25 protein-coding genes are annotated in these 26,413 nt (G+C 42.3%); all 25 read left to right on the top strand.

What is annotated here, in order from left to right:
• Positions 1-46: 46 nt before the first annotated feature.
• Positions 47-928 (top strand): translation elongation factor Ts, encoded by an 882-nt coding sequence (gene tsf / locus NSS60_RS09090; RefSeq protein ID WP_088223350.1) that lies wholly within the window; start codon positions 47-49, stop codon positions 926-928.
• A 62-nt stretch (positions 929-990) separates the two neighbouring features.
• Positions 991-1,713, top strand: coding sequence for a UMP kinase (gene pyrH / locus NSS60_RS09085; protein ID WP_088223349.1), 723 nt, complete (start codon positions 991-993; stop codon positions 1,711-1,713).
• A gap of 1 nt (position 1,714) precedes the next feature.
• The gene (gene frr, locus NSS60_RS09080) at positions 1,715-2,266 is read left to right on the top strand and encodes a ribosome recycling factor (protein WP_004891025.1); all 552 of its coding nucleotides are present in this window, start codon (positions 1,715-1,717) and stop codon (positions 2,264-2,266) included.
• A 93-nt stretch (positions 2,267-2,359) separates the two neighbouring features.
• On the top strand, positions 2,360-3,124 hold the full coding sequence (locus NSS60_RS09075) for an isoprenyl transferase (protein WP_004891024.1): 765 nt from the start codon (positions 2,360-2,362) through the stop codon (positions 3,122-3,124).
• Between the two features lie 6 nt (positions 3,125-3,130).
• On the top strand, positions 3,131-3,898 hold the full coding sequence (locus tag NSS60_RS09070; protein WP_004891023.1) for a phosphatidate cytidylyltransferase: 768 nt from the start codon (positions 3,131-3,133) through the stop codon (positions 3,896-3,898).
• Between the two features lie 6 nt (positions 3,899-3,904).
• Positions 3,905-5,059, top strand: coding sequence for a 1-deoxy-D-xylulose-5-phosphate reductoisomerase (dxr, locus tag NSS60_RS09065; protein ID WP_080601152.1), 1,155 nt, complete (start codon positions 3,905-3,907; stop codon positions 5,057-5,059).
• Between the two features lie 15 nt (positions 5,060-5,074).
• A complete protein-coding gene (gene rseP, locus NSS60_RS09060; RefSeq protein ID WP_004891020.1) occupies positions 5,075-6,331 on the top strand; it encodes an RIP metalloprotease RseP in 1,257 nt (418 codons plus the stop codon).
• Between the two features lie 25 nt (positions 6,332-6,356).
• The gene (locus NSS60_RS09055) at positions 6,357-8,051 is read left to right on the top strand and encodes a proline--tRNA ligase (protein WP_004891018.1); all 1,695 of its coding nucleotides are present in this window, start codon (positions 6,357-6,359) and stop codon (positions 8,049-8,051) included.
• A gap of 83 nt (positions 8,052-8,134) precedes the next feature.
• Complete coding sequence (locus tag NSS60_RS09050) at positions 8,135-12,427, top strand: PolC-type DNA polymerase III (protein ID WP_004891017.1); 4,293 nt, start codon at positions 8,135-8,137, stop codon at positions 12,425-12,427.
• Positions 12,428-12,575: 148 nt separating this feature from the next.
• Complete coding sequence (gene rimP, locus NSS60_RS09045; protein ID WP_004891016.1) at positions 12,576-13,046, top strand: ribosome maturation factor RimP; 471 nt, start codon at positions 12,576-12,578, stop codon at positions 13,044-13,046.
• 27 nt (positions 13,047-13,073) lie between these two features.
• Positions 13,074-14,177: a transcription termination factor NusA gene (gene nusA / locus NSS60_RS09040; protein ID WP_004891014.1), complete on the top strand. Its 1,104-nt coding sequence runs from the start codon at positions 13,074-13,076 to the stop codon at positions 14,175-14,177.
• Between the two features lies 1 nt (position 14,178).
• Positions 14,179-14,463, top strand: coding sequence for an RNase P modulator RnpM (gene rnpM, locus NSS60_RS09035; protein ID WP_004891012.1), 285 nt, complete (start codon positions 14,179-14,181; stop codon positions 14,461-14,463).
• Positions 14,453-14,752 carry a YlxQ family RNA-binding protein gene (locus NSS60_RS09030; protein ID WP_004891011.1) on the top strand — a complete coding sequence of 100 codons (300 nt, stop codon included), beginning with the start codon at positions 14,453-14,455 and terminating at the stop codon, positions 14,750-14,752. The genes rnpM and NSS60_RS09030 overlap by 11 nt, the downstream gene beginning before the upstream one ends.
• A gap of 18 nt (positions 14,753-14,770) precedes the next feature.
• Complete coding sequence (gene infB / locus NSS60_RS09025; RefSeq protein ID WP_004891009.1) at positions 14,771-16,954, top strand: translation initiation factor IF-2; 2,184 nt, start codon at positions 14,771-14,773, stop codon at positions 16,952-16,954.
• Complete coding sequence (locus NSS60_RS09020) at positions 16,951-17,229, top strand: DUF503 domain-containing protein (protein WP_004891008.1); 279 nt, start codon at positions 16,951-16,953, stop codon at positions 17,227-17,229. Before infB ends, NSS60_RS09020 begins: the two co-directional genes overlap by 4 nt.
• A 14-nt stretch (positions 17,230-17,243) precedes the next feature.
• Positions 17,244-17,603 carry a 30S ribosome-binding factor RbfA gene (gene rbfA, locus NSS60_RS09015; RefSeq protein WP_003394813.1) on the top strand — a complete coding sequence of 120 codons (360 nt, stop codon included), beginning with the start codon at positions 17,244-17,246 and terminating at the stop codon, positions 17,601-17,603.
• A gap of 47 nt (positions 17,604-17,650) precedes the next feature.
• A complete protein-coding gene (gene truB / locus NSS60_RS09010) occupies positions 17,651-18,547 on the top strand; it encodes a tRNA pseudouridine(55) synthase TruB (protein WP_004891007.1) in 897 nt (298 codons plus the stop codon).
• A gap of 9 nt (positions 18,548-18,556) precedes the next feature.
• Positions 18,557-19,528: a bifunctional riboflavin kinase/FAD synthetase gene (gene ribF / locus NSS60_RS09005; RefSeq protein WP_004891006.1), complete on the top strand. Its 972-nt coding sequence runs from the start codon at positions 18,557-18,559 to the stop codon at positions 19,526-19,528.
• A gap of 82 nt (positions 19,529-19,610) precedes the next feature.
• Positions 19,611-19,880 (top strand): 30S ribosomal protein S15, encoded by a 270-nt coding sequence (gene rpsO / locus NSS60_RS09000; protein ID WP_004891005.1) that lies wholly within the window; start codon positions 19,611-19,613, stop codon positions 19,878-19,880.
• A 109-nt stretch (positions 19,881-19,989) separates the two neighbouring features.
• Positions 19,990-22,098, top strand: a complete 2,109-nt coding sequence (gene pnp / locus NSS60_RS08995) for a polyribonucleotide nucleotidyltransferase (protein WP_004891003.1) — start codon at positions 19,990-19,992, stop codon at positions 22,096-22,098.
• A 120-nt stretch (positions 22,099-22,218) separates the two neighbouring features.
• On the top strand, positions 22,219-23,181 hold the full coding sequence (locus tag NSS60_RS08990) for a polysaccharide deacetylase family protein (RefSeq protein WP_004891002.1): 963 nt from the start codon (positions 22,219-22,221) through the stop codon (positions 23,179-23,181).
• Positions 23,174-24,415, top strand: coding sequence for a M16 family metallopeptidase (locus NSS60_RS08985; protein ID WP_004891001.1), 1,242 nt, complete (start codon positions 23,174-23,176; stop codon positions 24,413-24,415). The genes NSS60_RS08990 and NSS60_RS08985 overlap by 8 nt, the downstream gene beginning before the upstream one ends.
• Positions 24,416-24,473: 58 nt before the next feature.
• The gene (locus NSS60_RS08980) at positions 24,474-24,710 is read left to right on the top strand and encodes a YlmC/YmxH family sporulation protein (RefSeq protein ID WP_004891000.1); all 237 of its coding nucleotides are present in this window, start codon (positions 24,474-24,476) and stop codon (positions 24,708-24,710) included.
• Between the two features lie 114 nt (positions 24,711-24,824).
• Positions 24,825-25,727 carry a dipicolinic acid synthetase subunit A gene (gene dpaA / locus NSS60_RS08975; protein WP_004890998.1) on the top strand — a complete coding sequence of 301 codons (903 nt, stop codon included), beginning with the start codon at positions 24,825-24,827 and terminating at the stop codon, positions 25,725-25,727.
• Positions 25,724-26,317 carry a dipicolinate synthase subunit B gene (dpaB, locus tag NSS60_RS08970; RefSeq protein WP_004890997.1) on the top strand — a complete coding sequence of 198 codons (594 nt, stop codon included), beginning with the start codon at positions 25,724-25,726 and terminating at the stop codon, positions 26,315-26,317. The genes dpaA and dpaB overlap by 4 nt, the downstream gene beginning before the upstream one ends.
• Positions 26,318-26,413 lie beyond the last annotated feature (96 nt).

Below are 26,413 nucleotides of genomic sequence, written 5' to 3'. Positions count from 1 at the left end.
TTCGGTTTGTATACATACGAGGCACATAAAAAGGAGGATGTTTAACATGGCAATTACTGCTCAAATGGTAAAAGAATTGCGCGAAAAAACTGGCGCAGGAATGATGGACTGCAAAAAAGCGTTAACAGAAACAAACGGCGATATGGAAAAAGCGATCGACTGGCTTCGTGAAAAAGGAATGGCGAAGGCAGCGAAAAAGGCAGATCGCATTGCAGCTGAAGGAACAACATTAATCGAAGTTGACGGAAATGTAGCAGTCATTTTAGAAGTAAACTCTGAAACAGACTTCGTTGCGAAAAACGAAGGATTTAAAACATTAGTCAAAGAATTAGCAGATCATTTATTAAAACATAAACCTGCAACAGTAGAAGAAGCGTTACAACAAAAAATGGACAACGGTGCAACAGTAGAAGAGCACATCAACGCGGCGATTGCTAAAATCGGTGAAAAAATTACGTTGCGTCGCTTTGCTGTTGTAGAAAAAGGCGACAACGCAGCATTCGGTGCATATTTACACATGGGTGGTCGCATTGCTGTATTAACAGTATTAGAAGGTACAACAAATAGCGACATTGCAAAAGATGTAGCGATGCACATTGCTGCTATTAATCCAAAATACGTTTCTCGCGATGAAGTATCTGCAGACGAAATCGCTCGTGAGCGCGAAGTATTAAAACAACAAGCATTAAATGAAGGAAAACCAGAAAACATCGTTGAAAAAATGGTTGAAGGCCGTTTAGGTAAATTTTTCGAAGACATTTGCTTACTTGAGCAAAGCTTCGTAAAAAATCCTGATGTGAAAGTACGTCAATTTGTAGAATCTAATGGCGCAACTGTAAAAAGCTTCATCCGTTACGAAGTAGGCGAAGGCATTGAAAAACGTCAAGATAACTTCGCTGAAGAAGTTATGAGCCAAGTTCGTAAGTAATGAAGACAAATAGGGAACACATACGTGTTCCCTATTTTTAAAGAACGGTATGGAGGTTTAAAATGGAAAGCCCAAAGTATAAACGTGTCGTTTTAAAATTAAGCGGTGAAGCGTTAGCTGGTGATCAAGGATTTGGCATTAATCCGTCTGTCATTAAATCGATTGCCCAGCAAGTGAAAGAAGTAGCTGAACTTGGAGTCGAAGTTGCTGTCGTTGTTGGCGGCGGGAACATTTGGCGTGGAAAAATCGGCAGTGAAATGGGCATGGATCGCGCCACAGCCGATTATATGGGCATGTTAGCGACGGTGATGAACTCGCTCGCCCTGCAAGACAGCCTAGAGCAACTCGGTGTACAAACGCGCGTACAAACGTCGATTGAAATGCGCCAAGTGGCAGAACCGTACATTCGTCGACGGGCGATTCGTCACTTAGAGAAAAAGCGCGTCGTCATTTTTGCGGCAGGAACAGGAAACCCGTACTTTTCAACAGATACGACAGCTGCGCTTCGTGCTGCCGAAATCGAAGCAGACGTCATTTTAATGGCGAAAAACAACGTAGACGGCGTATATAGCGCCGATCCGAAAGTAGATAAAAATGCAGTCAAATATGACGAGCTATCTTATTTAGAGGTTATTAAACAAGGATTGGGCGTCATGGATTCGACCGCCTCATCGTTATGTATGGATAACGATATTCCGCTTATCGTTTTCTCGATTATGGAAGAAGGAAATATTAAACGTGCTGTATTAGGCGAAAATATTGGAACAATTGTAAGGGGGAAATAAGATGCAAGTATTAACGAACGCAAAAGAAAAAATGGATAAAGCTGTTCAAGCTTTTTCGCGTGAGCTCGCAACCATTCGTGCAGGTCGTGCCAATCCTGCGTTGTTAGAAAAGATTACAGTAGATTACTACGGCATGCCAACACCAATCATTCAATTAGCAAGCATTCAAGTGCCAGAAGCGCGTCTTCTTGTCATTCAGCCGTATGACAAATCCGTATTGAAAGAAATTGAAAAAGCGATTTTAGCATCCGATTTAGGTTTAACACCTTCAAACGACGGTTCAGTTATTCGCATCTCTATTCCGCCACTAACGGAAGAGCGTCGTCGCGAGCTTGTTAAACTTGTAAAAAAATATGCTGAAGAAGCGAAAGTTGCTGTGCGCAACATTCGTCGCGATGCAAACGACGAGTTGAAAAAACTCGAAAAAAATGGCGAAATTACAGAAGATGAGTTGCGTGGTTATACAGAGGATATCCAAAAATTGACGGATGATCATATCGCAAAAATTGATGCGATTACGAAAGAAAAAGAGAAAGAAGTCATGGAAGTATAAGTCCCTCTATGTTTATAGAGGGTTTTTTGCTATAATTACGAAATAGGGCGCACAGCCTAATCATGTTGGATCAAAGCTGGAGGATACGCGCTAATGTTTGAAAAGATGAAAAGATGGAAAAACAAAGAAGAAGGGCATGAAAAAGAAACGATTTTACAAGGTCCGATCCCTGCGCATGTGGCAATCATTATGGATGGAAACGGACGATGGGCGAAAAAGCGTGCATTGCCACGCATGGCTGGGCATTATGAAGGGATGCAAACGGTTCGGAAAATTACGCGCTTTGCGAATGAACTCGGCGTGAAAGTGTTAACGTTATACGCATTTTCAACAGAAAATTGGAAACGACCAAAAACAGAGGTCGATTATTTAATGCAGTTGCCGGAACAATTTTTGAACACATTTTTGCCAGAGTTAATCGAGGAAAACGTGCAAGTACGCGTGATGGGGCATAAAGATGAACTACCTTTACATACGTTACGTGCAGTTGAAAAAGCGATCGAAGAAACGAAGCAAAATGCAGGTTTAATTTTAAACTTTGCTCTAAACTACGGAAGTCGCGCAGAAATTGTACATGCGGTACAAAAGCTCGTTACTGATATTCAAAGCGGAACGATTGAAGTAAACGATGTCGATGAGCAGTTGTTCCATTCGTATTTGATGACAAACGGTTTGCCTGATCCGGATTTACTCATTCGTACAAGCGGGGAAATTCGGTTAAGTAATTTTATGCTTTGGCAGTTAGCTTATACGGAGTTTTGGTTTACAGATGTATTATGGCCAGATTTTACAGAGCAACATTTTTTACAGGCGGTACATGCATTCCAGCAACGAAGCCGTCGATTTGGAGGCGTATAATTTCATATGAAACAAAGAATTGTAACAGCGATCATTGCAGCTTCAGTCTTTTTACCAATCGTCATATATGGCGGATGGCCATTTTTCGTTTTGACGTATGTACTAGCTACAGTTGGTTTATTTGAGCTCATTCGTATGAAACACATATCGCTCTTTTCGTTTCCGAGCGTTGTCAGTTTTCTCGTTTTATGGCTCTTTTTATATCCATATGAACATATGATAAACATATGGATGCTCATCATCGGGTTTTTATTGTTGCTTATTTATACGGTTATATCTAAAAATGCGTTTACGTTCGATGACGCCGGTTTTATGATTGCTTCTTTGTTATATGTAGGCGTCGGATTTTATTCCTTTTTACAAGTGCGAGAAGCAGGATTGTCTTATATTTTTTATGCTCTATTTTTAATTTGGGCAACAGATAGCGGAGCGTATTTTATCGGTCGAGCGTTTGGGAAGCGTAAATTATGGGAGCATATTAGTCCGAATAAAACGGTAGAAGGTGCAATAGGCGGTGTGTTATGTGCGCTTCTTGCTGTGAGCGTTTATGAGTGGCTATCGCCGTTTGCCCCATCGTTTCTTTTGTTGCTTATTGCAACGGTCGTCTTATCAATTTTCGGTCAGTTAGGTGATTTAGTTGAATCCGCGTTTAAACGCCACTATGGAGTAAAAGATTCAGGGGCGATTTTACCAGGGCACGGCGGCATTTTAGATCGTTTCGACAGTTTGCTGTTTATTTTACCGATTTTATATTTGTTTTACCTCGTTGTGTAAAAAGGAGTGAATAGTTTGCGAGCAATTAGTTTATTAGGAGCGACTGGCTCGATCGGCATGCAAACGTTAGATGTTATTCGCGCTCATTCTAATGCGTTTCGTCTCATTGCTTTTTCAGCCGGACGAAATATTGAACAAGCAAGAATCATTATTGAGCAATTTTCTCCGAAAGTTATATGTGTCGCTCAAAAAGAAGATGCTGAACGGTTACAAAGCGAATATAAGGGACGAGTACGCATCGTTTTCGGTGAAGACGGGCTCATTGAAGTAGCAACAGTTCAAGAAGCGGATATTGTCGTTAATGCGGTTGTAGGAAGCGCCGGACTAGTGCCTACGTTAAAAGCGATAGAGGCGGGAAAAACAATCGCATTAGCGAACAAAGAAACGTTAGTTACTGCGGGTCATCTCGTCATGAAGCACGCCGCTGCCTATGGTGTCTCGATTTTGCCGATAGATAGTGAACATTCCGCGATTTTTCAATGTTTACAAGGGGAAAAACAGAAAAACGTTGAATGTATTATTTTGACCGCATCCGGAGGTAGTTTTCGCGATCGTACGCGCGAACAACTACAGCATGTTACGGTGGAAGAGGCGTTAAAACATCCGAATTGGTCGATGGGAGCGAAAATTACAATTGATTCTGCGACGATGATGAACAAAGGACTCGAAGTGATCGAAGCACACTGGTTGTTCCACTTACCGTATGAGCAAATTCATGTGCTCTTACATAAAGAAAGCATTATTCATTCCATGGTACAGTTTCATGACGGAAGCGTCATTGCCCAACTTGGAACGCCAGATATGCGCGTGCCCATTCAATATGCATTAACATATCCAGATCGCTTTCCGCTCCATATTGAGCGACTAAACTTAGCAGAAGTGGCCACGTTACATTTTCAAAAAGTGGACATGAACCGGTTTCGTTGTTTACAATTTGCTTATGAGGCAGGAAAAATAGGCGGGACGATGCCGACCGTATTAAATGCGGCCAACGAAGAAGCGGTGTCGGCCTTTTTAACTGGACGAATATCGTTTTTAGCGATTGAACAATACATTGAACAAGCAATGAATTGGCACGTACCGATCGCTCATCCGGATTTGGAAACGATTCGTACAGTTGATCGCGAAACGCGACAATATGTAAAATCACTATACATGTAAAAGGTGGTTGAAACGTTGGAAACGGTTATTTCTTTTATTGTTATTTTTGGTGCGCTTGTATTTTTTCATGAATTAGGACATTTCATTTTTGCTAAGCGTGCAGGTATTTTATGCCGTGAGTTTGCGATCGGATTTGGTCCAAAAGTGTTTTCGATGAAAAAAGGGGAAACGACGTACACCATTCGTTTACTTCCACTCGGTGGTTTTGTGCGCATGGCTGGCGAAGACCCTGAGATGATTGACGTTAAGCGCGGTCAAGTTGTCGGATTATTGTTTGACTCGGAAGGCAAAGTGAAAAAAGTCATCGTCAATCATAAAGATGAATATCGAGATGCCAAAATCATTGAAGTAGAACGCGCTGACTTTGAACATGAGCTATATATTGAAGGCTATGAAGGTGATGATGATCACTTACAACGTTTTGAATTAAGCGATCCAGCTTACATCGTTATTGATCGGGAAGAAGTGCAAATTGCACCGTATCATCGTCAGTTTGGTTCAAAAACGCTCGGACAGCGAGCGATGGCCATTTTCGCTGGTCCGCTTATGAATTTTGTTCTAGCGCTTGTCATCTTCATTGTTATTGGACTATTACAAGGCTATCCTGTTGACAAACCGATCATTGGCGAGTTAACCGAAGACGGTGCAGCACGTGAAGCTGGGTTAAAGCAAGGGGATGTTGTCGTTTCCATTGATGGACAGTCCATGTCTTCGTGGACGGATGTGGTGACAATGATTCGGAAAAGCCCAGAAAAACCGCTCCAGTTTCAAATCAATCGCAACGGTGAAATGATCGATCTTACCGTTACACCGGAAAAGAAAACGATTGAAGGAGAAACAATTGGACTAATTGGCGTGTATGGACCGATGGAAAAATCGGTTGTTGGTGCTATAAAGCAGGGCGCGCTAGAAACGTACTATTGGACAAAAGAAATTATCGTTGGGCTAGGTCATTTATTGACAGGGAAATTTTCATTTGATATGTTATCTGGACCTGTTGGTATTGCGGTTTCGACTCATAAAGTCGCCCAATCTGGCGTGTATTACTTAATGAAATGGGGAGCTATTTTAAGCATTAACTTAGGGATTATTAACTTGCTTCCACTTCCGGCGCTCGATGGCGGACGATTAACGTTTTTTGCAATTGAGGCGTTACGTGGAAAACCAATTGATCGCCAAAAAGAAGGCATTGTACATTTTATCGGTTTTGCTCTTCTCATGTTGCTTATGCTTGTTGTTACATGGAACGATATTCAAAAATTTTTCTTATAAATCAATGAAGTAAGAGGTGCAAGAGATGAAACAAAGTATGTCATTTATTCCTACGTTGCGTGAAGTACCAGCAGATGCGGAAATTAAAAGCCATCAGCTATTGCTTCGCGCCGGCTTCATTCGCCAAAATGCGAGCGGAGTATATAGCTTCTTACCGCTTGGTAAACGTGTATTACAAAAAATTGAAGCGATCATTCGTGAAGAAATGGAACGGGCAGGTGCGGTAGAGCTACTAATGCCAGCGCTTCAACAAGCAGAGTTGTGGCAAGAATCAGGCCGTTGGTATTCATACGGACCGGAATTAATGCGTTTAAAAGATCGCCATGATCGCGACTTTGCGCTTGGGGCAACACATGAAGAAGTCATTACGGCACTTGTGCGCGATGAAGTGAAGTCATATAAACGTTTGCCGCTTACGCTTTATCAAATTCAAACAAAGTTTCGTGACGAAAAGCGTCCACGTTTCGGTTTGCTTCGTGGTCGTGAGTTTATTATGAAAGATGCATATTCATTTCACGCTTCACACGAAAGTTTAGATGAAGTATACAATAAAATGTACGAAGCTTATGCCAATGTGTTCCGTCGTTGCGGATTAAATTTCCGCGCTGTCATTGCCGATTCTGGGGCGATGGGTGGAAAAGATACGCATGAATTTATGGTTTTATCCGACATCGGTGAAGATACAATTGCATATTCAGACTCGTCTGACTATGCTGCGAACATTGAAATGGCTCCTGTCATTACGACATATGAGCGGAGCGATGAGCCGCATGCACCGCTTGAAAAAGTGCATACACCAGAACAACGTACAATTGAAGAAGTAAGTCAATTCCTTCAAGTGCCAAAAGAAAAATGCATTAAGTCGCTATTATTTAAAGTAGATGATCGCTATGTGCTCGTTCTTGTGCGTGGTGACCATGAAGTAAATGATGTAAAAGTAAAAAATATATTAGAAGCAACAGTGGTGGAGTTGGCGACACCAGAAGAAACGAAACAAGTGATGAATTGCGAAATCGGTTCACTTGGCCCAATCGGTGTCCGAAACGATGTGCTTGTTTTGGCAGACCACGCGGTAAAAGCGATTGTCAACGGTGTATGCGGGGCAAATGAAGCACACTATCATTATAAAGGGGTCAATCCGGATCGTGATTTTGTTGCGCAATACGCGGATGTTCGTTTCATTCAAGAAGGAGATCCATCACCAGATGGAAAAGGAACGATTCGCTTTGCGCGCGGAATTGAAGTAGGGCATGTATTTAAACTCGGCACGCGTTACAGTGAAGCGATGAATGCAACATACTTAGATGAAAATGGACGTACGCAACCGATGATTATGGGTTGCTATGGTATTGGTGTCTCTCGCACGCTTGCAGCGATTGCTGAACAATATAATGATGAGCATGGACTTATTTGGCCGACAGCTGTTGCTCCGTTCCACGTCCACCTCATTTCTGTCAATCCGAAAGTGGACGAGCAACGAGAACTTGCTGATGAATGGTACGTACGTTTGCAACAAGAAGGATTTGAAGTGTTGTATGACGATCGTGCCGAGCGTCCAGGTGTGAAATTCGCTGACAGCGATTTAATCGGCTTACCTGTGCGTGTAACAGTCGGAAAACGTGCAAGTGAAGGAATTGTCGAAGTAAAAGTTCGCAAAACAGGTGAAACAGAAGAAGTACATGTGTCGCAATTAGTGGAGACTTTGCGCCGATATTTGTAAAAGGCAGAGAGGGGGATCCCCCTCTTTCCGTCGTCTATCACTCCCAACCAACGTACAAAAAAAGGGAGGTTTAACGAACAACGATGAGAGAAGAACAAAAAGAGCGATTTTCTATTTTACTACAACAACTACAGCTCACTTCTTCGAGTATAGCAAACGACTTAGCACACGGACGGATTAACAAAGTTGTTGTTAATAAACAAACGAAATGTTGGCATTTTTATTTTCAATTTCCTACGATTTTACGAGCGAATGTATATGCCGAATTTCGTAAACGATTAATCGAACAATTTCGTCATATCGCTCACGTGCAATGTACCATTGAAGCAGAGGATCAAACGTTTACCGCTGAAGACGTCATATCGTATTGGCCGATGTTTGTGGAGACGATTCAACAAAGCTCGCCTCTTCTTTCACTACTGACAGAGCAGCAACCGCACGTCAAAGGAACGAAAGTAATTGTCCAAGCACGCAATGAAGCAGAAGCGATTGCTTTAAAAAAACGATTTGCGGAAATATTTGCCGAGACGTATGCTTCATTCGGCTTTCCGCATTTACAATTAGAAGCTGATGTGAAGCATGATGAACAACAATTTGAACAATTTTTAGCTCAAAAACAAAAAGAAGATGAAGAACGAGCGTTAGCCGCATTTATGGAAGCGATGCCGAAACAAGAAGAGACAAATGTAACTGAAGCAAGCGGCCCGCTTGTAATTGGCTATCAAATTAAAGATGAAGAACATATTCGTTCGCTCGATCAAATTGTGGAAGAAGAACGTCGTGTCGTCGTACAAGGATACGTCTTTGATGCCGAGGCAAAAGAACTAAAAAGTGGCCGTACGTTATTGACGTTAAAAATGACGGACTATACAAACTCTATTCTTGTGAAAATGTTTTCACGCGATAAAGAAGATGCGGAATTAATGCAACGTGTAAAAAAAGGTATGTGGGTTAAAGTGCGCGGTAGCGTGCAAAACGATACGTTTGTACGCGATCTTGTGCTCATTGCGAACGACTTAAATGAAATAAAGCCGAACGAGCGACAAGATACAGCCGAGGAAAAACGTGTGGAATTGCACGTCCACACACAAATGAGTCAAATGGATGCGGTCGCTTCGATTACAAAACTCGTTGAACAAGCGAAAAAATGGGGACATGAGGCGATTGCTGTGACGGACCATGCCGTTGTTCAGTCGTTTCCGGAAGCGTATAGTGCGGGAAAAAAATATGGTGTGAAAATTTTATATGGACTAGAGGCTAATATTGTTGATGACGGGGTACCGATCGCTTACAATGAAGCGCATCGACGGCTCATGGACGATACGTTTGTCGTGTTTGACGTGGAAACGACAGGACTGTCGGCCGTATACGATACAATTATTGAATTAGCAGCGGTCAAAGTCAAAAACGGAGAAATTATCGACCGTTTTGAGTCGTTTGCTAACCCGCATCATCCGCTTTCTGCGACAACTATTGAATTAACGAAAATTACAGATGATATGTTAAAAGATGCACCAGACGTCGAAGAAGTATTAGAAAAATTTTATCATTGGATCGATGACTGCGTGCTCGTTGCCCATAATGCAACGTTTGATATTGGCTTTTTAAATGCAGGATTTAAAAAAATCAATCGCGGCAAAGTAACTAATCCAGTGATTGACACACTTGAACTTGCTCGTTACTTATATCCAGAGCTAAAAAACCATCGTTTAAACACGCTTTGTAAAAAATTCAATATTGAATTAACCCAACACCATCGTGCCATTTATGACGCGGAAGCGACAGGGTATTTACTCATTCATTTGTTGAAAGAACTTGATGAAAAAGGAATTCAATACATTGATCAGTTAAACGAAGCATCAAAAGAACAAGGAGCGTTTCAACGATCTCGGCCGTTTCATGCCACGTTGCTTGTCCAAAATGAAGTGGGGTTAAAAAATTTATTTAAACTCGTATCGCTTTCACATGTGAACTATTTTTATCGTGTTCCCCGTATTCCGCGTTCCGTCTTGCAACAACATCGTGAGGGTATTTTAGTCGGATCAGGATGCGATAAAGGGGAACTATTTGAAGCGATGATGCAAAAAGGGATCGAAGAAGCAGAGGCGATTGCTCCGTTTTATGATTTCCTTGAAGTGCATCCGCCAGAAGTGTACGCACCGCTTATTGAAATGGAATATGTGCGCGATGAGGACGCGCTAAAAGAAATTATTACAAATATTGTGCAACTTGGCGAACGGCTCGGCATTCCGGTTGTTGCGACAGGAAACGTGCATTATATCAATAAAGAAGACAAAATTTATCGCAAAATTTTGATTCATTCACAATCCGGTGGCAATCCGTTAAATCGTCATGAACTGCCAAACGTTCACTTCCGTACAACAAACGAAATGTTAGAAGCATTTTCGTTTCTTGGTGAACAAAAAGCAAAAGAAATTGTCGTTACGAATACAAAAAAAATTGCCGATCTCATTGGGGAAGTAAAACCGATTAAAGATGAGTTGTACACCCCAAAAATTGAAGGAGCGGACGAAGAAATTCGGCGAATGAGTTACGAACGAGCGAAGAGCATTTATGGTGATCCACTTCCGGACATCGTTGAGAAACGGTTAGAAAAAGAGTTGAAAAGCATTATTGGTCATGGCTTTGCAGTCATTTATTTAATCTCTCATAAACTCGTAAAAAAATCGCTTGATGACGGCTATCTTGTCGGTTCACGTGGTTCAGTTGGCTCATCGTTTGTTGCGACGATGACCGAAATTACAGAGGTGAACCCGCTTCCGCCGCATTACGTTTGTCCGAACTGCAAACACTCTGAGTTTTTCGATGATGGTTCGGTCGGCTCGGGATTTGACTTGCCTGATAAAGACTGTCCAAAATGTGGCGCACGGTACAATAAAGATGGGCACGATATTCCGTTCGAGACGTTTTTAGGATTCAAAGGTGATAAAGTACCAGATATTGACTTAAACTTCTCAGGTGAGTATCAACCGCGAGCGCATAACTATACGAAAGTGCTATTCGGTGAAGATAACGTATATCGTGCTGGAACGATTGGTACAGTTGCTGATAAAACAGCGTACGGATTTGTCAAAGGGTATATAAGCGATAAAAATCTTCATGTACGTGCGGCAGAAATCGATCGTTTAGCTGCTGGATGTACGGGAGTGAAACGAACGACAGGGCAACATCCAGGAGGTATTATCGTCGTTCCAGATTACATGGACATTTATGATTTTACGCCAATTCAATATCCAGCCGACGATACAGAAGCAGAATGGCGGACGACGCACTTTGATTTCCACTCTATTCACGACAATTTATTAAAACTCGATATTCTTGGACACGATGATCCGACAGTCATTCGGATGTTACAAGATTTGAGTGGAATTGATCCGAAGACGATTCCAACAGATGATCCTGAAGTGATGAAAATTTTTAGTAGCACAGAATCGCTCGGGGTGACACCGGAACAAATTATGTGTAACACAGGAACGCTCGGTATCCCAGAGTTCGGTACGCGCTTCGTTCGTCAAATGTTAGAAGAAACAAAGCCAAAAACGTTTTCCGAGCTTGTGCAAATTTCGGGCTTATCGCACGGGACGGACGTTTGGCTTGGTAACGCGCAAGAGCTTATTCAAAACGGCACATGTACGCTATCAGAAGTGATTGGATGTCGTGACGACATTATGGTGTATTTAATTTACCGCGGTTTAGAACCGTCATTAGCATTTAAAATTATGGAATCCGTTCGTAAAGGAAAAGGATTGACGGCAGAATTTGAAGAAGAAATGCGCAGACATGACGTACCAGAATGGTATATTGAATCATGTAAAAAAATTAAGTATATGTTCCCGAAAGCGCATGCGGCAGCCTACGTTCTCATGGCGGTACGCATTGCGTACTTTAAAGTACATCATCCGCTCCTTTACTATGCATCTTATTTTACCGTACGTGCAGAAGATTTTGATTTAGATGTCATGATTCAAGGATCTGCGGCGATTCGTCGACGCATTGAGGAAATTCAAGCGAAAGGGCTTGACGCTTCCGCAAAAGAAAAAAACTTATTGACGGTGCTTGAAATTGCCCTCGAAATGTGTGAACGAGGATTTTCATTCAAAAATATCGACTTGTATCGTTCACAAGCAACCGAGTTTATTATTGATGGCAATTCGCTTATTCCGCCGTTTAATGCCATTCCGGGACTTGGGACGAACGTAGCGCATAGCATCGTACGTGCTCGTGAGGAAGGCGAGTTTTTATCGAAAGAAGATTTGCAACAACGCGGTAAAGTATCGAAAACGATTTTAGAATATCTGGAAAGCCGCGGTTGTTTGCAGTCGTTGCCGGATCACAATCAATTATCACTCTTTTAAACGAGTTGCAATTTTTTTGCCAATATGTTATAGTTCTAGTGGAAATGGTAAAGATAATGTACAAAAAGAGTGGGGAAACCCACTCTTTCGTATTGATTCGAGATTCCTTGCCGTTGCAAGGGATTTTCTTGCAGTTAGGAGGACCAAGATGAAAAAAGTGACGCACATTGTTGAAGAGCTCGTCACCCCGATTTTGACAGAGATCGGATTAGAGCTTGTCGATATTGAATATGTGAAAGAGGGAAAGAACTGGTTTTTACGCGTCTTTATCGATTCCCCAACGGGAGTTGATATCGATCAATGCGGTGTCGTAAGTGAGCGGTTAAGCGAAAAACTTGATGAAATCGACCCTATTCCCCACAATTATTTTTTAGAAGTATCATCACCAGGGGCGGAGCGTCCGCTCAAAAAGATGAAAGACTTCGAACGCGCTGTCGGAAAAAACGTTTATGTGAAAACGTATGAACCGATTGATGGCCAAAAAGAGTTCGAAGGGTCGTTGACCGCGTTTGATGGGCAAACCGTGACGGTAGAAGTGAAAGTGAAAACAAAGAAAAAAACAATCAAGATTCCATATGAAAAAGTAGCTAGTGCACGGCTAGCTGTCATCTTTTCTTAATTCACGTTAGAGGGGGACGACCGGTTCATGAATACAGAGTTGTTAGATGCTTTAACGGCGCTTGAGCGCGATAAAGGCATTAGTAAACAAGTGTTAATTGAAGCGATAGAGGCGGCGATTGTGTCCGCTTATAAGCGCAATTTTAATCAAGCCCAAAACGTTCGCGTTGATTTTAATCAAGAAACGGGAACGATTCGCGTGTTTGCTCGCAAAGAAGTCGTTGATGAAGTGTACGATTCACGTTTAGAAATTTCGCTTGATGAGGCGAAGCGAATCAATCCGAATTATCAAGTAGGCGACGTTGTTGAAATTGAAGTGACGCCGAAAAACTTCGGACGTATCGCTGCCCAAACAGCAAAACAAGTCGTCACGCAGCGTGTTCGCGAAGCAGAACGAGGCGTCATTTATGCCGAGTTTGTTGATCGTGAAGAAGACATTATGACGGGAATTGTACAGCGGACGGACTCAAAATTTATTTACGTCAGCCTTGGCAAAATCGAGGCGTTGCTTCCGGTGAGCGAACAAATGCCGAATGAAACATATAAGCCGCATGATCGCATTAAAGTGTACATTACAAAAGTAGAGAAAACGACAAAAGGACCACAAATTTACGTATCGCGCACACATCCAGGACTACTAAAACGATTGTTTGAATTAGAAGTGCCGGAGATTTATGACGGGACGGTCGAAATTAAGTCCGTTGCACGCGAAGCAGGAGATCGCTCGAAAATTTCCGTTCATTCGGATAACCCAGAAGTCGATCCGGTTGGTGCATGTGTTGGACCAAAGGGACAACGAGTGCAAGCGATTGTAAACGAGTTAAAGGGCGAAAAAATCGATATCGTTCGTTGGTCAGCCGATCCAGTTGAATTTGTGGCCAATGCGTTAAGTCCATCTAAAGTGCTTGATGTCATCGTGAATGAAGAAGAGAAAGCGACGACGGTCATTGTGCCGGATTATCAATTATCGCTTGCGATCGGAAAACGTGGTCAAAATGCTCGTTTAGCGGCAAAATTAACAAATTGGAAAATTGATATTAAAAGTCAATCGGAAGCGGAACAATTAGGTATTTACCCTCGTTCTTCATCATCGTTCGAAGTTGACGAAGAGGAGATTAGTGAGGTGGAATAACATGCCAAAAAAAATTCCGATGCGTAAATGTGTAGTCACAGGGGAAATGAAACCGAAAAAAGAGCTCATTCGCATCGTTCGTTCGAAAGAAGGCGATGTGTCGATTGATCCTACAGGAAAAAAAGCCGGGCGCGGTGCGTACATTACGTTAAGTAAAGAATGTATTTTGCTTGCGAAAAAGAAAAATACACTTGCGCATCATTTAAAAGCGACTATTGACGATTCGATTTACGAACAGCTATTACAGCTTGCCGAGAAGGAGAACAGAGAAACAAATGAATCATAAACCGTGGGTCTCTTTTCTCGGACTGGCGAATCGGGCGCGCAAAGTCATTTCGGGAGAAGAGCTTGTTGTAAAAGAAATTCAGCGTAAACGCGCGAAGCTTGTCATTTTATCGGAAGATGCGTCAGAAAATACAAGAAAAAAAATTTTCGATAAATGCGCGTTCTATCGCGTTCCGCTTTGTTACGTAGATAATCGCCATGAATTAGGTGGGGCGATTGGAAAAGGAGCACGAGTCGTTGTAGCGATTACAGATGAAGGATTCGCACAAAAGCTGAAAACGATGCTCTAACATTTTGGGGGTGAATGTATGTCAAAAATGCGTGTATACGAATATGCGAAAAAACATAATGTGTCAAGTAAAGATGTCATCCATAAATTAAAAGAAATGAACATCGACGTATCCAATCATATGACGATGATTGAAGCCGATGTTGTCAAAATGTTAGATCGTTCATTTAAACCAACACAAGAGCAAGAACGAAAACAACAAATGACAAAAGAAGAAAAGAAGCAACCAGCAAAGAAACCTGTTTTAGAACAATTTGAAGAAGATGACGATACAGTTATTCAAAAGAAAGTGCCAATTAAAAAACCAGTAGTAAAAAATCGCGAAGGGAAAAAACACGACTTGCAAATCCAACAAAAAGAAAAGAAAATTTTCAATAACAAAAAAAACAAAAAACAAAAGCCTCAGCCAGCTCCACAGCCAGAAGTGCAAAAGAAAAAAGAAAAAGAGCTTCCGAAAAAAATTACATTTGAAGGTTCATTAACGGTCGCTGAGCTAGCGAAAAAACTAGGTAAAGAGCCTTCAGAAATTATTAAAAAGTTATTTATGCTCGGCATTATTGCAACAATTAACAAAGATTTGGATAAAGATGCGATCGAGTTAATCTGCTCCGATTACGGCGTGGAAGTAGAAGAAAAAGTAACGATTGATGAAACAGAATTTGAGACAATTGAAATTGTCGATAACCCAGAAGATTTAGTCGAACGTCCGCCAGTTGTTACGATTATGGGGCACGTTGACCACGGCAAAACAACGTTACTTGACTCGATTCGTCAAACGAAAGTGACAGAACAAGAGGCGGGCGGTATTACACAACATATCGGTGCGTACCAAGTCGTGGTGAACGGCAAAAAAATTACGTTTTTAGATACACCGGGTCATGAGGCGTTCACAACGATGCGCGCGCGTGGAGCGCAAGTAACGGATATCGTCATCCTTGTTGTTGCAGCCGATGATGGTGTAATGCCACAAACTGTTGAAGCGATTAACCATGCGAAGGCGGCAAAAGTTCCAATCATCGTCGCAGTCAATAAAATCGACAAACCAACAGCGAACCCTGATCGCGTCATGCAGGAGTTAATGGAATACGAACTCGTTCCAGAAGAATGGGGCGGAGATACAATTTATTGTAAATTATCGGCGTTAACGGGTGAAGGAATTGACAACTTGCTCGAAATGATTTTGCTTGTGAGTGAAATGGAAGAATTAAAAGCAAATCCAAACCGCCGTGCGACAGGAACGGTCATTGAAGCAAAATTAGATAAAGGTCGCGGTCCGGTTGCAACGCTTCTCGTTCAATCGGGTACGTTGCGTGTTGGTGATCCAATTGTTGTTGGTTATACGTACGGACGCGTGCGGGCAATGACAAACGATCTTGGTCGTCGCGTGAAAGAGGCAGGTCCATCTACCCCTGTTGAAATTACGGGATTAAACGAAGTACCGCAAGCAGGCGATCGCTTTATGGTATTCGAAGATGAGAAAAAAGCGCGTCAAATTGGCGAAGCGCGTGCGCAAAAACAAATTGCTCAACAACGAAGTGTAAAAGCGCGTGTCAGCCTAGACGACTTGTTTGAAAAAATTAAGCAAGGCGAAATGAAAGAGTTAAACATTATCGTCAAAGCGGATGTACAAGGTTCCGTCGAAGCGCTCGTTGCCGCATTGCAAAAAATCGAAGTCGAAGGTGTGCGAGTGAAAATTATTCACTCTGGTGTTGGGGCAGTAACAGAGTACGACATTATGCTTGCCTCGGCATCGAATGCGATTGTTATCGGCTTTAACGTTCGTCCGGATGCGAACGCCAAACGTGTCGCAGAAGCAGAAAAAGTAGACATTCGTCTCCACCGCATCATTTACAAAGTCATCGAAGAAATTGAAGCGGCGATGAAAGGGATGCTTGATCCGGAGTATGAAGAAAAAGTCATCGGCCAAGCAGAAGTTCGTCAAACGTTTAAAGTATCGAAAGTTGGTACAATTGCAGGATGCTATGTAACAGATGGGAAAATTACGCGCGATAGTAGCGTTCGCCTCATTCGTCAAGGCATCGTCGTTTATGAAGGACAAATCGATACGTTAAAACGTTACAAAGACGATGTAAAAGAAGTGGCACAAGGATACGAGTGCGGAATAACGATTAAAAACTTTAACGATATTAAAGAAGGCGACGTTATCGAAGCGTATGTCATGCAAGAAGTGGTACGTAAATGATCGGATACGTCGAATGTGAATGCATCATTTACGACGTCCAATCATTAAAAGAAAAGCGAGCCGTGTTGCAACGCATTGTCACACGGCTCAAACAAAAATATAATATATCAGTAGCTGAAGTCGATTATCAAGACGTATGGCAACGAACGAAGCTCGGAATTGTAGCTATTACGGCCGAACGAGCTGCGACAGAACAAGAGCTTCAACGTACGTTGCAATTCATTGATTCGTTTCCAGAAATCGAACGAACAGTTACAACATTCGAGTGGTTTTAATCGAGGTGATGATCATGAGTTTGCGAGCCACACGTGTAGGCGAACAAATGAAAAAAGAGTTAAGTGATATTATCGGTCGCAAACTAAAAGACCCACGCATTGGCTTCGTTACTGTAACAGATGTTCGAGTAACGGGCGATTTGCAACAAGCAAAAGTGTACATTTCTGTTCTTGGAGATGAAGAACAAAAGAAAAATACGCTCAAAGGATTAGCAAAAGCAACTGGATTTATTCGTTCGGAAATCGGTCAGCGTATTCGTTTGCGCAAGACTCCAGAAATTTACTTTGAAATTGATGAAACGATCGATTACGGACAACGCATTGAAAGTTTAATTAAACAAATTTCCGAAGAAAAAGAACATAAAGAAGAATAATGGATAGACATGCGTCTATCCATTTCCGCTATTTTAGAGGTGAAGCGATGGACGGAGTGTTATTGTTACATAAACCTGCGGGCATGACGTCGCACGACTGCGTCATGCGCATTCGTAAGCTATTTCAAACAAAAAAAGTTGGTCATACAGGAACGCTCGATCCTGACGTGCGTGGTGTGTTACCCATTTGCATTGGCAAAGCAACAAAAATTGTTGAGCTATTAACAGCGGAGAAAAAAACGTATGAAGGAGAAGTGACGTTAGGGATAGCAACGACAACAGAAGACGCATCGGGCGATGTTGTTTCAATCAAACCGATAGAGCGGTCGATCGCTCGCCATGAAATTGAACATGTATTGGCTAAGCTGACAGGGGAAATTGAACAAACTCCACCGATGTATTCTGCAGTAAAGGTAAATGGAAAAAAATTATATGAGTATGCGCGTGCAGGGATTGATGTCGAACGACCGAAACGACATGTACATATTTACGAGTTGCAACTCCTTGATGACAGGCAAGTATTTACAGGTGAGCGTATATCGTTTCGTTTTCGGGTGACGTGTAGTAAAGGGACATATGTGCGTACACTTGCGGTTCAAATAGGCGAACAACTTGGATACCCAGCGCATATGTCCCGCCTTGTTCGTACAGCGTCCGGATCGTTTACGCTTGATCAATGTGTGACATTTGCTGACATCGAACAACACTTGTCGGCTGGTACTGCACATATGTTACTTTTACCGATTAAACGAGCGTTAGCCCATTTGCCGACATATGTACTGAATGATGAAGAAGAGAGAAAAGTAAAAAACGGAGCGCTTTTGCCAGCCCTGTCTGACATGCCTGCGCGTCTATTGATGATAAATAAGCAAGGTGAAGCATTAGCGATTTACATGCCTCATCCGACAAAGCAAGGCTGTATGAAACCTTTAAAAGTATTGTAGGTGAAAACAATGAAAACGATTTGGCTTTCCCATCCGTTAAACGAAAAAAACAATGGTCCGCTTGTCATGGCACTCGGATATTTTGACGGTGTTCATCTTGGGCACCAAAAAGTGATTCAGACAGCGAAGCGAATTGCGGACGATCATCAATATAAAAGTGCGGTTATGACGTTTCATCCGCATCCGTCTGTCGTGCTAGGGCGCTCGAAACAACATGTTCGTTTTATTACGCCATTAAAAGAAAAAGAAAAACAAATAGCTAAACTCGGTGTCGATTATTTATACGTCGTTGAATTTACACCGGCATTTGCCCATTTGTTGCCACAACAATTTGTCGATGAATATATCATCGGACTCGGTGTGAAACACGTTGTGGCAGGGTTTGACTTTACGTACGGTCGCTTAGGAAAAGGAACGATGGAAACGTTGCCTTTTCATTCTCGACAGCAATTTACACAAACGGTAATCCCGAAACAGACTTTTGGCGAAGAGAAAATTAGTTCGACATATATTCGCCAGTGTTTAGCTGAAGGGGACGTTGAGCAACTTCCGCATTTGCTTGGGCGATTATATGAAGTGACGGGCACAGTTGTTCATGGGGATAAACGCGGGCGTACAATTGGATTTCCAACGGCGAACGTTGCGCTTGACGATGATTACATCATTCCGCGTATCGGGGTATATGCGGTAACGGTCACGATCGACGGTAACACGTGGACGGGAGTATGTAACGTTGGGTATAAGCCGACATTTCATACGGAACAGCCGAAAGAGCCAACGATTGAAGTGCATGTATTCGATTTCTCAGCAGACGTTTACGGTGCGAGCGTATCGATCCAATGGCATAAACGATTGCGTGATGAACGAGCGTTTTCTTCTGTTCAAGAGTTGATTGAACAAATTCATCGCGATGCGCAAGCGGCACGCGAATATTTTCAAAACCCCCTTGCATTTTATCGGAAAAACATGTATTCTATTTAATGTATGTTAACCATTGCTGGGCGATACGAGTCACCGCCGTTTGCTCGGTAATTGGGGCTGAAAAAAGAGGAGGTGAACAAGGATGGCATTAACACAAGAGCGTAAAAACGAGATCATCAACCAGTTTAAAATTCACGAAACTGACACAGGTTCTCCTGAAGTACAAGTTGCTATCCTTACAGAGCAAATTAACAACTTGAACGATCATTTACGCGTTCATCGTAAAGACCATCATTCTCGTCGTGGTCTTTTGAAAATGGTTGGTCGTCGTCGTAACTTACTTACGTACTTACGCAACAAAGACATCAACCGTTATCGTGAATTGATCAACAAACTCGGATTACGCCGATAAGTAAAAAGCGGGAGCATTCCCGCTTTTTATTAGTATTTGCACCGATATTTGATTATACTAAAACAAATACGATTTTTCATTTGTACATAGAGAGGGGTACTCGGTTTATATGGAACAAGAAAAACATGTGTTTTCGATCGACTGGGCAGGTCGGCCGCTAACTGTTGAAATTGGCGAATTAGCCAAGCAAGCAAACGGCGCTGTGTTAGTGCGTTACGGCGATACGGTCGTATTGAGCACAGCAACAGCATCGAAAGAACCAAAAAGCGTAGATTTTTTTCCGTTAACGGTGAACTATGAAGAACGGTTATACGCTGTCGGTAAAATTCCAGGGGGATTTATTAAGCGCGAGGGGCGTCCGAGTGAAAAAGCGATTTTAGCGAGCCGTCTCATTGACCGCCCGATCCGTCCATTGTTTGCGGAAGGATTTCGAAACGAAGTGCAAGTTGTCAGCATGGTCATGAGCGTTGATCAAGACTGCTCACCGGAAATGGCAGCCATGTTTGGGTCTTCCCTTGCGTTAACGATTTCCGATATTCCGTTTGAAGGACCGATTGCAGGAGTGACAGTTGGTCGCGTCAATGGGGAGTTTGTCATTAACCCGTCTGTCGCGCAAATGGAACAAAGCGATATGCACCTTATTGTTGCAGGGACAAAAGACGCAATTAACATGGTTGAAGCAGGAGCTAATGAAGTACCAGAGGAAGTTATGCTTGAAGCGATCATGTTTGGTCATGAAGAAATTAAGCGTCTTATCGCCTTTCAAGAAGATATCGCAGCAAAAGTCGGCAAAGAGAAAATGGAAGTTGTTCTCTATGAACTTGACGCTCAGCTAGAAGCAGAGATTCGTGCGCGCGTGGAAGGGGAAGTGAAACGCGTTGTTCAAGTACCTGAGAAATTGGCGCGTGAGGCAGCGATTGAACAATTAAAAGCGGAAGTTGTTGCTGCGTACGAAGAACAAGAAGCGGACGAAGAAACGATTAAACAAGTAAAAGAAATTTTATATAAACTTGTGAAAGAAGAAGTGCGTCGCTTAATTACAGAAGAAAAAGTGCGCCCGGATGGACGAAAAGTTGATGAAATTCGCCCGCTTTCGTCAGCTGTGGGACTTTTGCCACGTACGCACGGATCTGGTTTGTTTACGCGAGGGCAGACGCAAGCACTTAGCGTATGTACGCTCGGAGCGCTTGGTGATGTACAAATTTTAGATGGGCTTGGCATTGAAGAAACGAAACGGTTTATGCATCATTACAATTTCCCGCCATTCTCCGTTGGAGAAACAGGAGCGATGCGTGGACCAGGCCGTCGTGAAATCGGGCATGGTGCGCTTGGTGAGCGCGCACTTGAGCCAGTCATCCCATCTGAAAAAGAGTTCCCATATACGATTCGTCTCGTGTCTGAAGTGTTAGAATCAAACGGTTCCACGTCTCAAGCAAGCATTTGTGCAAGTACGCTTGCCATGATGGATGCGGGAGTGCCGATTAAAGCACCTGTTGCAGGTATTGCGATGGGGCTTGTGAAAAGCGGTGAACATTATACGATTTTAACAGATATTCAAGGTATGGAAGACCATCTTGGCGACATGGACTTTAAAGTGGCCGGTACAGAACAAGGGGTCACCGCCTTGCAAATGGATATTAAAATTAAAGGATTGTCTCGTGAAATTTTAGAAGAAGCGTTGCAACAAGCGCGCAAAGGTCGTCTCGAAATTTTAAAACATATGATGCAAACGATTAGCGGACCGCGTAAAGAGCTATCGCCATATGCACCAAAAATTTTAACGATGCAAATTAATCCTGATAAAATTCGTGATGTGATCGGTCCAAGCGGAAAGCAAATTAACAAAATTATTGAAGAAACAGGCGTAAAAATTGATATCGAACAAGATGGAACGATCTTCATTTCATCAGTAAATGAAGAAATGAACAAAAAAGCGAAAAAGATCATTGAAGATATCGTTCGTGAAGTGGAAGTTGGACAAGTATATTTAGGCAAAGTGAAACGGATTGAAAAATTTGGAGCGTTTGTCGAATTGTTTAGTGGAAAAGATGGTCTTGTACACATTTCAGAATTAGCGGAGGAACGCGTCGGAAAGGTAGAAGATGTTGTTTCCATCGGCGATGAAATTTTAGTGAAAGTAACAGAAATTGATAAACAAGGTCGCGTAAACTTGTCGCGCAAGGCCGTATTACGCGATCAAAAAGAAGCCGAGCAATAAAATTGGAGCCTTGGGTTCGCATCCCCTTGGCTTCTTTGCTATGTGTAAAATTTTTTCATGCTCGTTCTACCTTGTCCCTCTTACACATACCCTCTTTATTAGAAAAGGAGGGGACGAAGCGTGCGGCGAGCGTTTTTCTTAACGATGATCATATGTATGGCGGCTATGATTGTACAAAACCCATGGACGACAACGTACATCCATGAGTTACGGCATGTGACGGTGGCAAAACAAAGCGATCCGCTATACATTCAAATTACGGAGCGAGCAGAGCAGTATAATATTCCTGCGCAAAATGCGAAAATAGATGCTGTATGGAAAGCCATTCCTGGATATAATGGGCTAGTCATAGATGTTGAGGCATCATATAAGCAAATGAAGCAAAATGGGACATTTTCTGAACAACAGCTTGTATATAAACAAGTATCGCCGTCTATTCACTTATCTGATTTGCCCCCATCGCCTATTTATCGGGGACATCCAGACAAACCGATGGTCTCTTTTTTGATTAATGTTGCATGGGGAAGCGAACATATCCCAAGTATGTTACATATTCTTGAAAAATACAACGTACGTGCAACGTTTTTTTTAGAAGGGCGTTGGGTAAAAGAAAATCCACAACTAGCGAAAATGATTGCAGATGCCGGGCATGAAATTGGCAATCATTCATACAATCATCCAGATATGAAAACGATGAGTAAACAAGCCATTCGGGAACAAATTGTCAAAACAAATGATGCAATTGAGGCGGCAACAGGAATAAAACCTCGTCTATTTGCTCCGCCAAGCGGCAGTTATCGTGATGATGTCGTATACATTGCCCATGAGCTTGGCATGTATACGATTTTATGGACGGTCGATACAATTGATTGGCAAAAACCATCACCTTCTGTTATAGTGGAACGAGTAACATCAAAAGTGCATAACGGAGCGATGATTTTAATGCATCCGACCGTATCAACGGTAAAGGCGTTAGAGCCGTTAATTCAATCATTACAAAAACAAGAATACGCAATTGACAATGTGTCCACATTATTAAGTGAGGAAAGAATTGTAAAAAGTAGGAGGAAGGGACTTGATTAAAACATATACATGTCAAAACGGGGTAAGAGTTGTACTCGAACACATTCCAACGGTTCGATCCGTGGCGATCGGCATTTGGATTGGCACCGGATCACGCAATGAAAATGAACAAAACAACGGTATTTCACACTTTCTTGAACATATGTTTTTTAAAGGAACGAAAACGCGCACAGCGCGCGATATTGCGGAATCGTTCGATCGCATTGGCGGTCAAGTCAATGCGTTTACGTCAAAAGAGTACACGTGCTATTATGCCAAAGTGTTAGATACACATGCGTCATTTGCTTTAGACATACTAGCCGATATGTTCTTCCATTCGACGTTTGTAGACGAAGAATTACAAAAAGAAAAAAATGTTGTATTCGAAGAAATTAAAATGTATGAAGATACACCAGATGATCTCGTTCATGATCTATTGAGTAAGGCAAGTTACGGCAACCACCCTCTCGGCTACCCGATTTTAGGAACGGAGCAAACGTTAGCGACATTTACAGGCGATACGTTGCGGCAATACATGTACGAAACGTATACTCCAGATCGGGTCGTCATTTCGATCGCAGGGAATGTCGATGAATCGTTTATTCAACAAGTAGAAGCTTACTTTGGTTCGTTTACGAGACAAAAAGGGAACGACGTGTATGTAGCACCATCGTTTTACCCGAATAAAATCGCGCGCAAAAAAGAGACAGAGCAAGCGCACGTATGCATTGGATTTAATGGGTTACCAATTGGTCATGAAGATGTTTATAGCTTAATTATTTTAAACAATATTTTAGGTGGAAGCATGAGCAGCCGACTGTTTCAAGAAGTGCGCGAACAACGTGGATTAGCTTATTCCATTTTCTCATACCATTCCGCATATCGCGACGGAGGAATGGTAACAATTTATGGTGGGACAGGAAGCCAACAACTTGATCTTTTATTCGATACGATTCAACAAACAATTGAACAATTAAAACAAGATGGCATTACGGAAAAAGAGCTAGAAAATAGTAAAGAGCAAATGAAAGGGAACTTAATGCTTAGCCTAGAAAGTACAAACGGCCGTATGAGCCGAAATGGAAAAAATGAACTTCTGCTTGGCCGTCACCGCTCGCTTGACGAAATTATTGAAAGCATTGATCGCGTAACAAAAGAAAGCGTTGACCGCATGGCGCAAACGATTTTTACAGATGACTTCTCTGTTGCGCTAATCAGCCCGGAAGGAACATTGCCAAAAAGCCTGCAACAATGAACTTGCAGGCATTTTTTTATGCCCTTTTTTCTACAATGATAAAGAAAGGGGGCATCATATGCGATTAAGTGAATTAAGCGGAAAAGAAATTGTTGATATGAAGCGAGCAGAGCGGCTCGGTATTTTAGGACAGACTGATTTAGAAATTAATGAACGAACAGGTCAAATTCAAGCACTTTTAATTCCAACAACAAAATGGTTTGGCTTTCGGAAAGATGGAACAGATATACGCGTACCATGGAGCCGTGTAAAAAAGATCGGCTCAGATATGATTTTAATTGATGTCGATGATTAGACACCTCAAGGGGTGTCTTTTTTCATTTTCCGCTCACCGTTTGATGACTGACATCATAAGATGTGAAAGTAACGACGGGCAAAAAACTAGATGTATAAGAGGGTGAATGAACTCATGCTGACAGGAATGCACGTTGCGATCATCGGTGGGGACGCTCGGCAGCTTGAAGTCATTCGGAAATTGATGGAACTTGACGCAAAATTGTCGCTCGTTGGCTTCGATCAATTAGACCATGGCTTTGCTGGAGTAACGAAAATGAAAATTCACGAAGTCGATTTTCACGAAGTAGACGCCATTATTTTACCTGTTCACGGAACGAGCATGGACGGTGAAATTCAAACGGTATTTTCAAACGAAAAAATGACGTTTACTGAAGAATTGCTTCGTCAAACCCCGGCGCGTTGCACCGTTTATTCAGGAATTACAAATGACTATTTAGACCACGTCGTCAAATCCGTTGGTCGAAAACATGTGCAACTATTTGAGCGAGACGATGTCGCCATTTATAACTCGATTCCAACGGCAGAAGGAACGGTCATGATGGTCATTCAACATACAGATGTGACGATTCATGGATCACGCGTTGCTGTTTTAGGTTTGGGACGTGTAGGGATGACGGTCGCTCGAACGTTTGCAGCTTTAGGTGCAAAAGTAAAAGTGGGAGCCCGCCGCTCCGAACATTTAGCGCGCATTGCAGAGATGGCGTTAGAGCCGTTTCATTTAAACGATTTAGAACAACACGTGGAAGATATTGACGTTTGTATTAATACGATCCCATATCCTGTTGTAACCGCAAGCGTCATTGCGAAAATGCCTGCTCATACGCTTATTGTTGACTTGGCATCAAAACCTGGTGGCACGGATTTTCGATATGCGGAAAAGCGCGGCATTCAAGCGCTATTAGCCCCGGGACTTCCCGGCATTGTCGCGCCAAAAACAGCGGGGCAAATTGTCGCAAATGTATTGGCGCAACTTCTTTCTGCAGATTTGAAAAAACGAAAGGAGAATAAAAAATGAACGTACAAGGAAAGCGCATTGGTTTTGGTTTAACAGGCTCTCATTGCACATATGATGCGGTAATGCCGGAAATTGAAAAATTAATTGCGAAAGGGGCAGACGTCATCCCGATTGTTTCGTATACGGTGCAATCGACAAATACCCGATTCGGTAAAGGAGAAGAATGGGTGAAAAAGCTTGAAGAGATGACAGGTCATCAAGTCATTGATACAATTGTAAAAGCGGAACCATTAGGACCGAAATTACCGCTTGATTGCATGGTTATTGCGCCACTAACCGGAAATTCGATGAGCAAATTAGCGAACGCGCTGACGGATTCGCCTGTATTAATGGCTGCAAAAGCAACGATGCGCAATCATCGTCCCGTTGTTGTTGGCATTTCGACAAACGATGCGCTCGGTTTAAACGGTGTTAATTTAATGCGATTAATGGCAGCAAAAAATATTTACTTCATCCCATTTGGGCAAGATGATCCGTTCAAAAAACCGAATTCGATGGTTGCTCATATGCCGTTGTTGCTTGATACGGTAGAAGCGGCGCTCGAAGGTCGGCAAATTCAACCAGTCATCGTTGAATATCGTCGCTCATAAATAAACAGTTGAAAGAAAATTTATAAAAAACGTCTCTCCTTTACGAATGAATGTGCTAAAATAAATGATATTAAAATTGCCTATGAGTTGGAAGGA

It is taken from the genome of Anoxybacillus sp. FSL W8-0382 (assembly GCF_038003845.1).
GTDB classification, from domain to species: domain Bacteria; phylum Bacillota; class Bacilli; order Bacillales; family Anoxybacillaceae; genus Anoxybacillus; species Anoxybacillus flavithermus_G.
The sequence above is the reverse complement of the archived record's forward strand: the minus strand, read 5'-3'. Positions and strand labels throughout refer to the sequence as shown.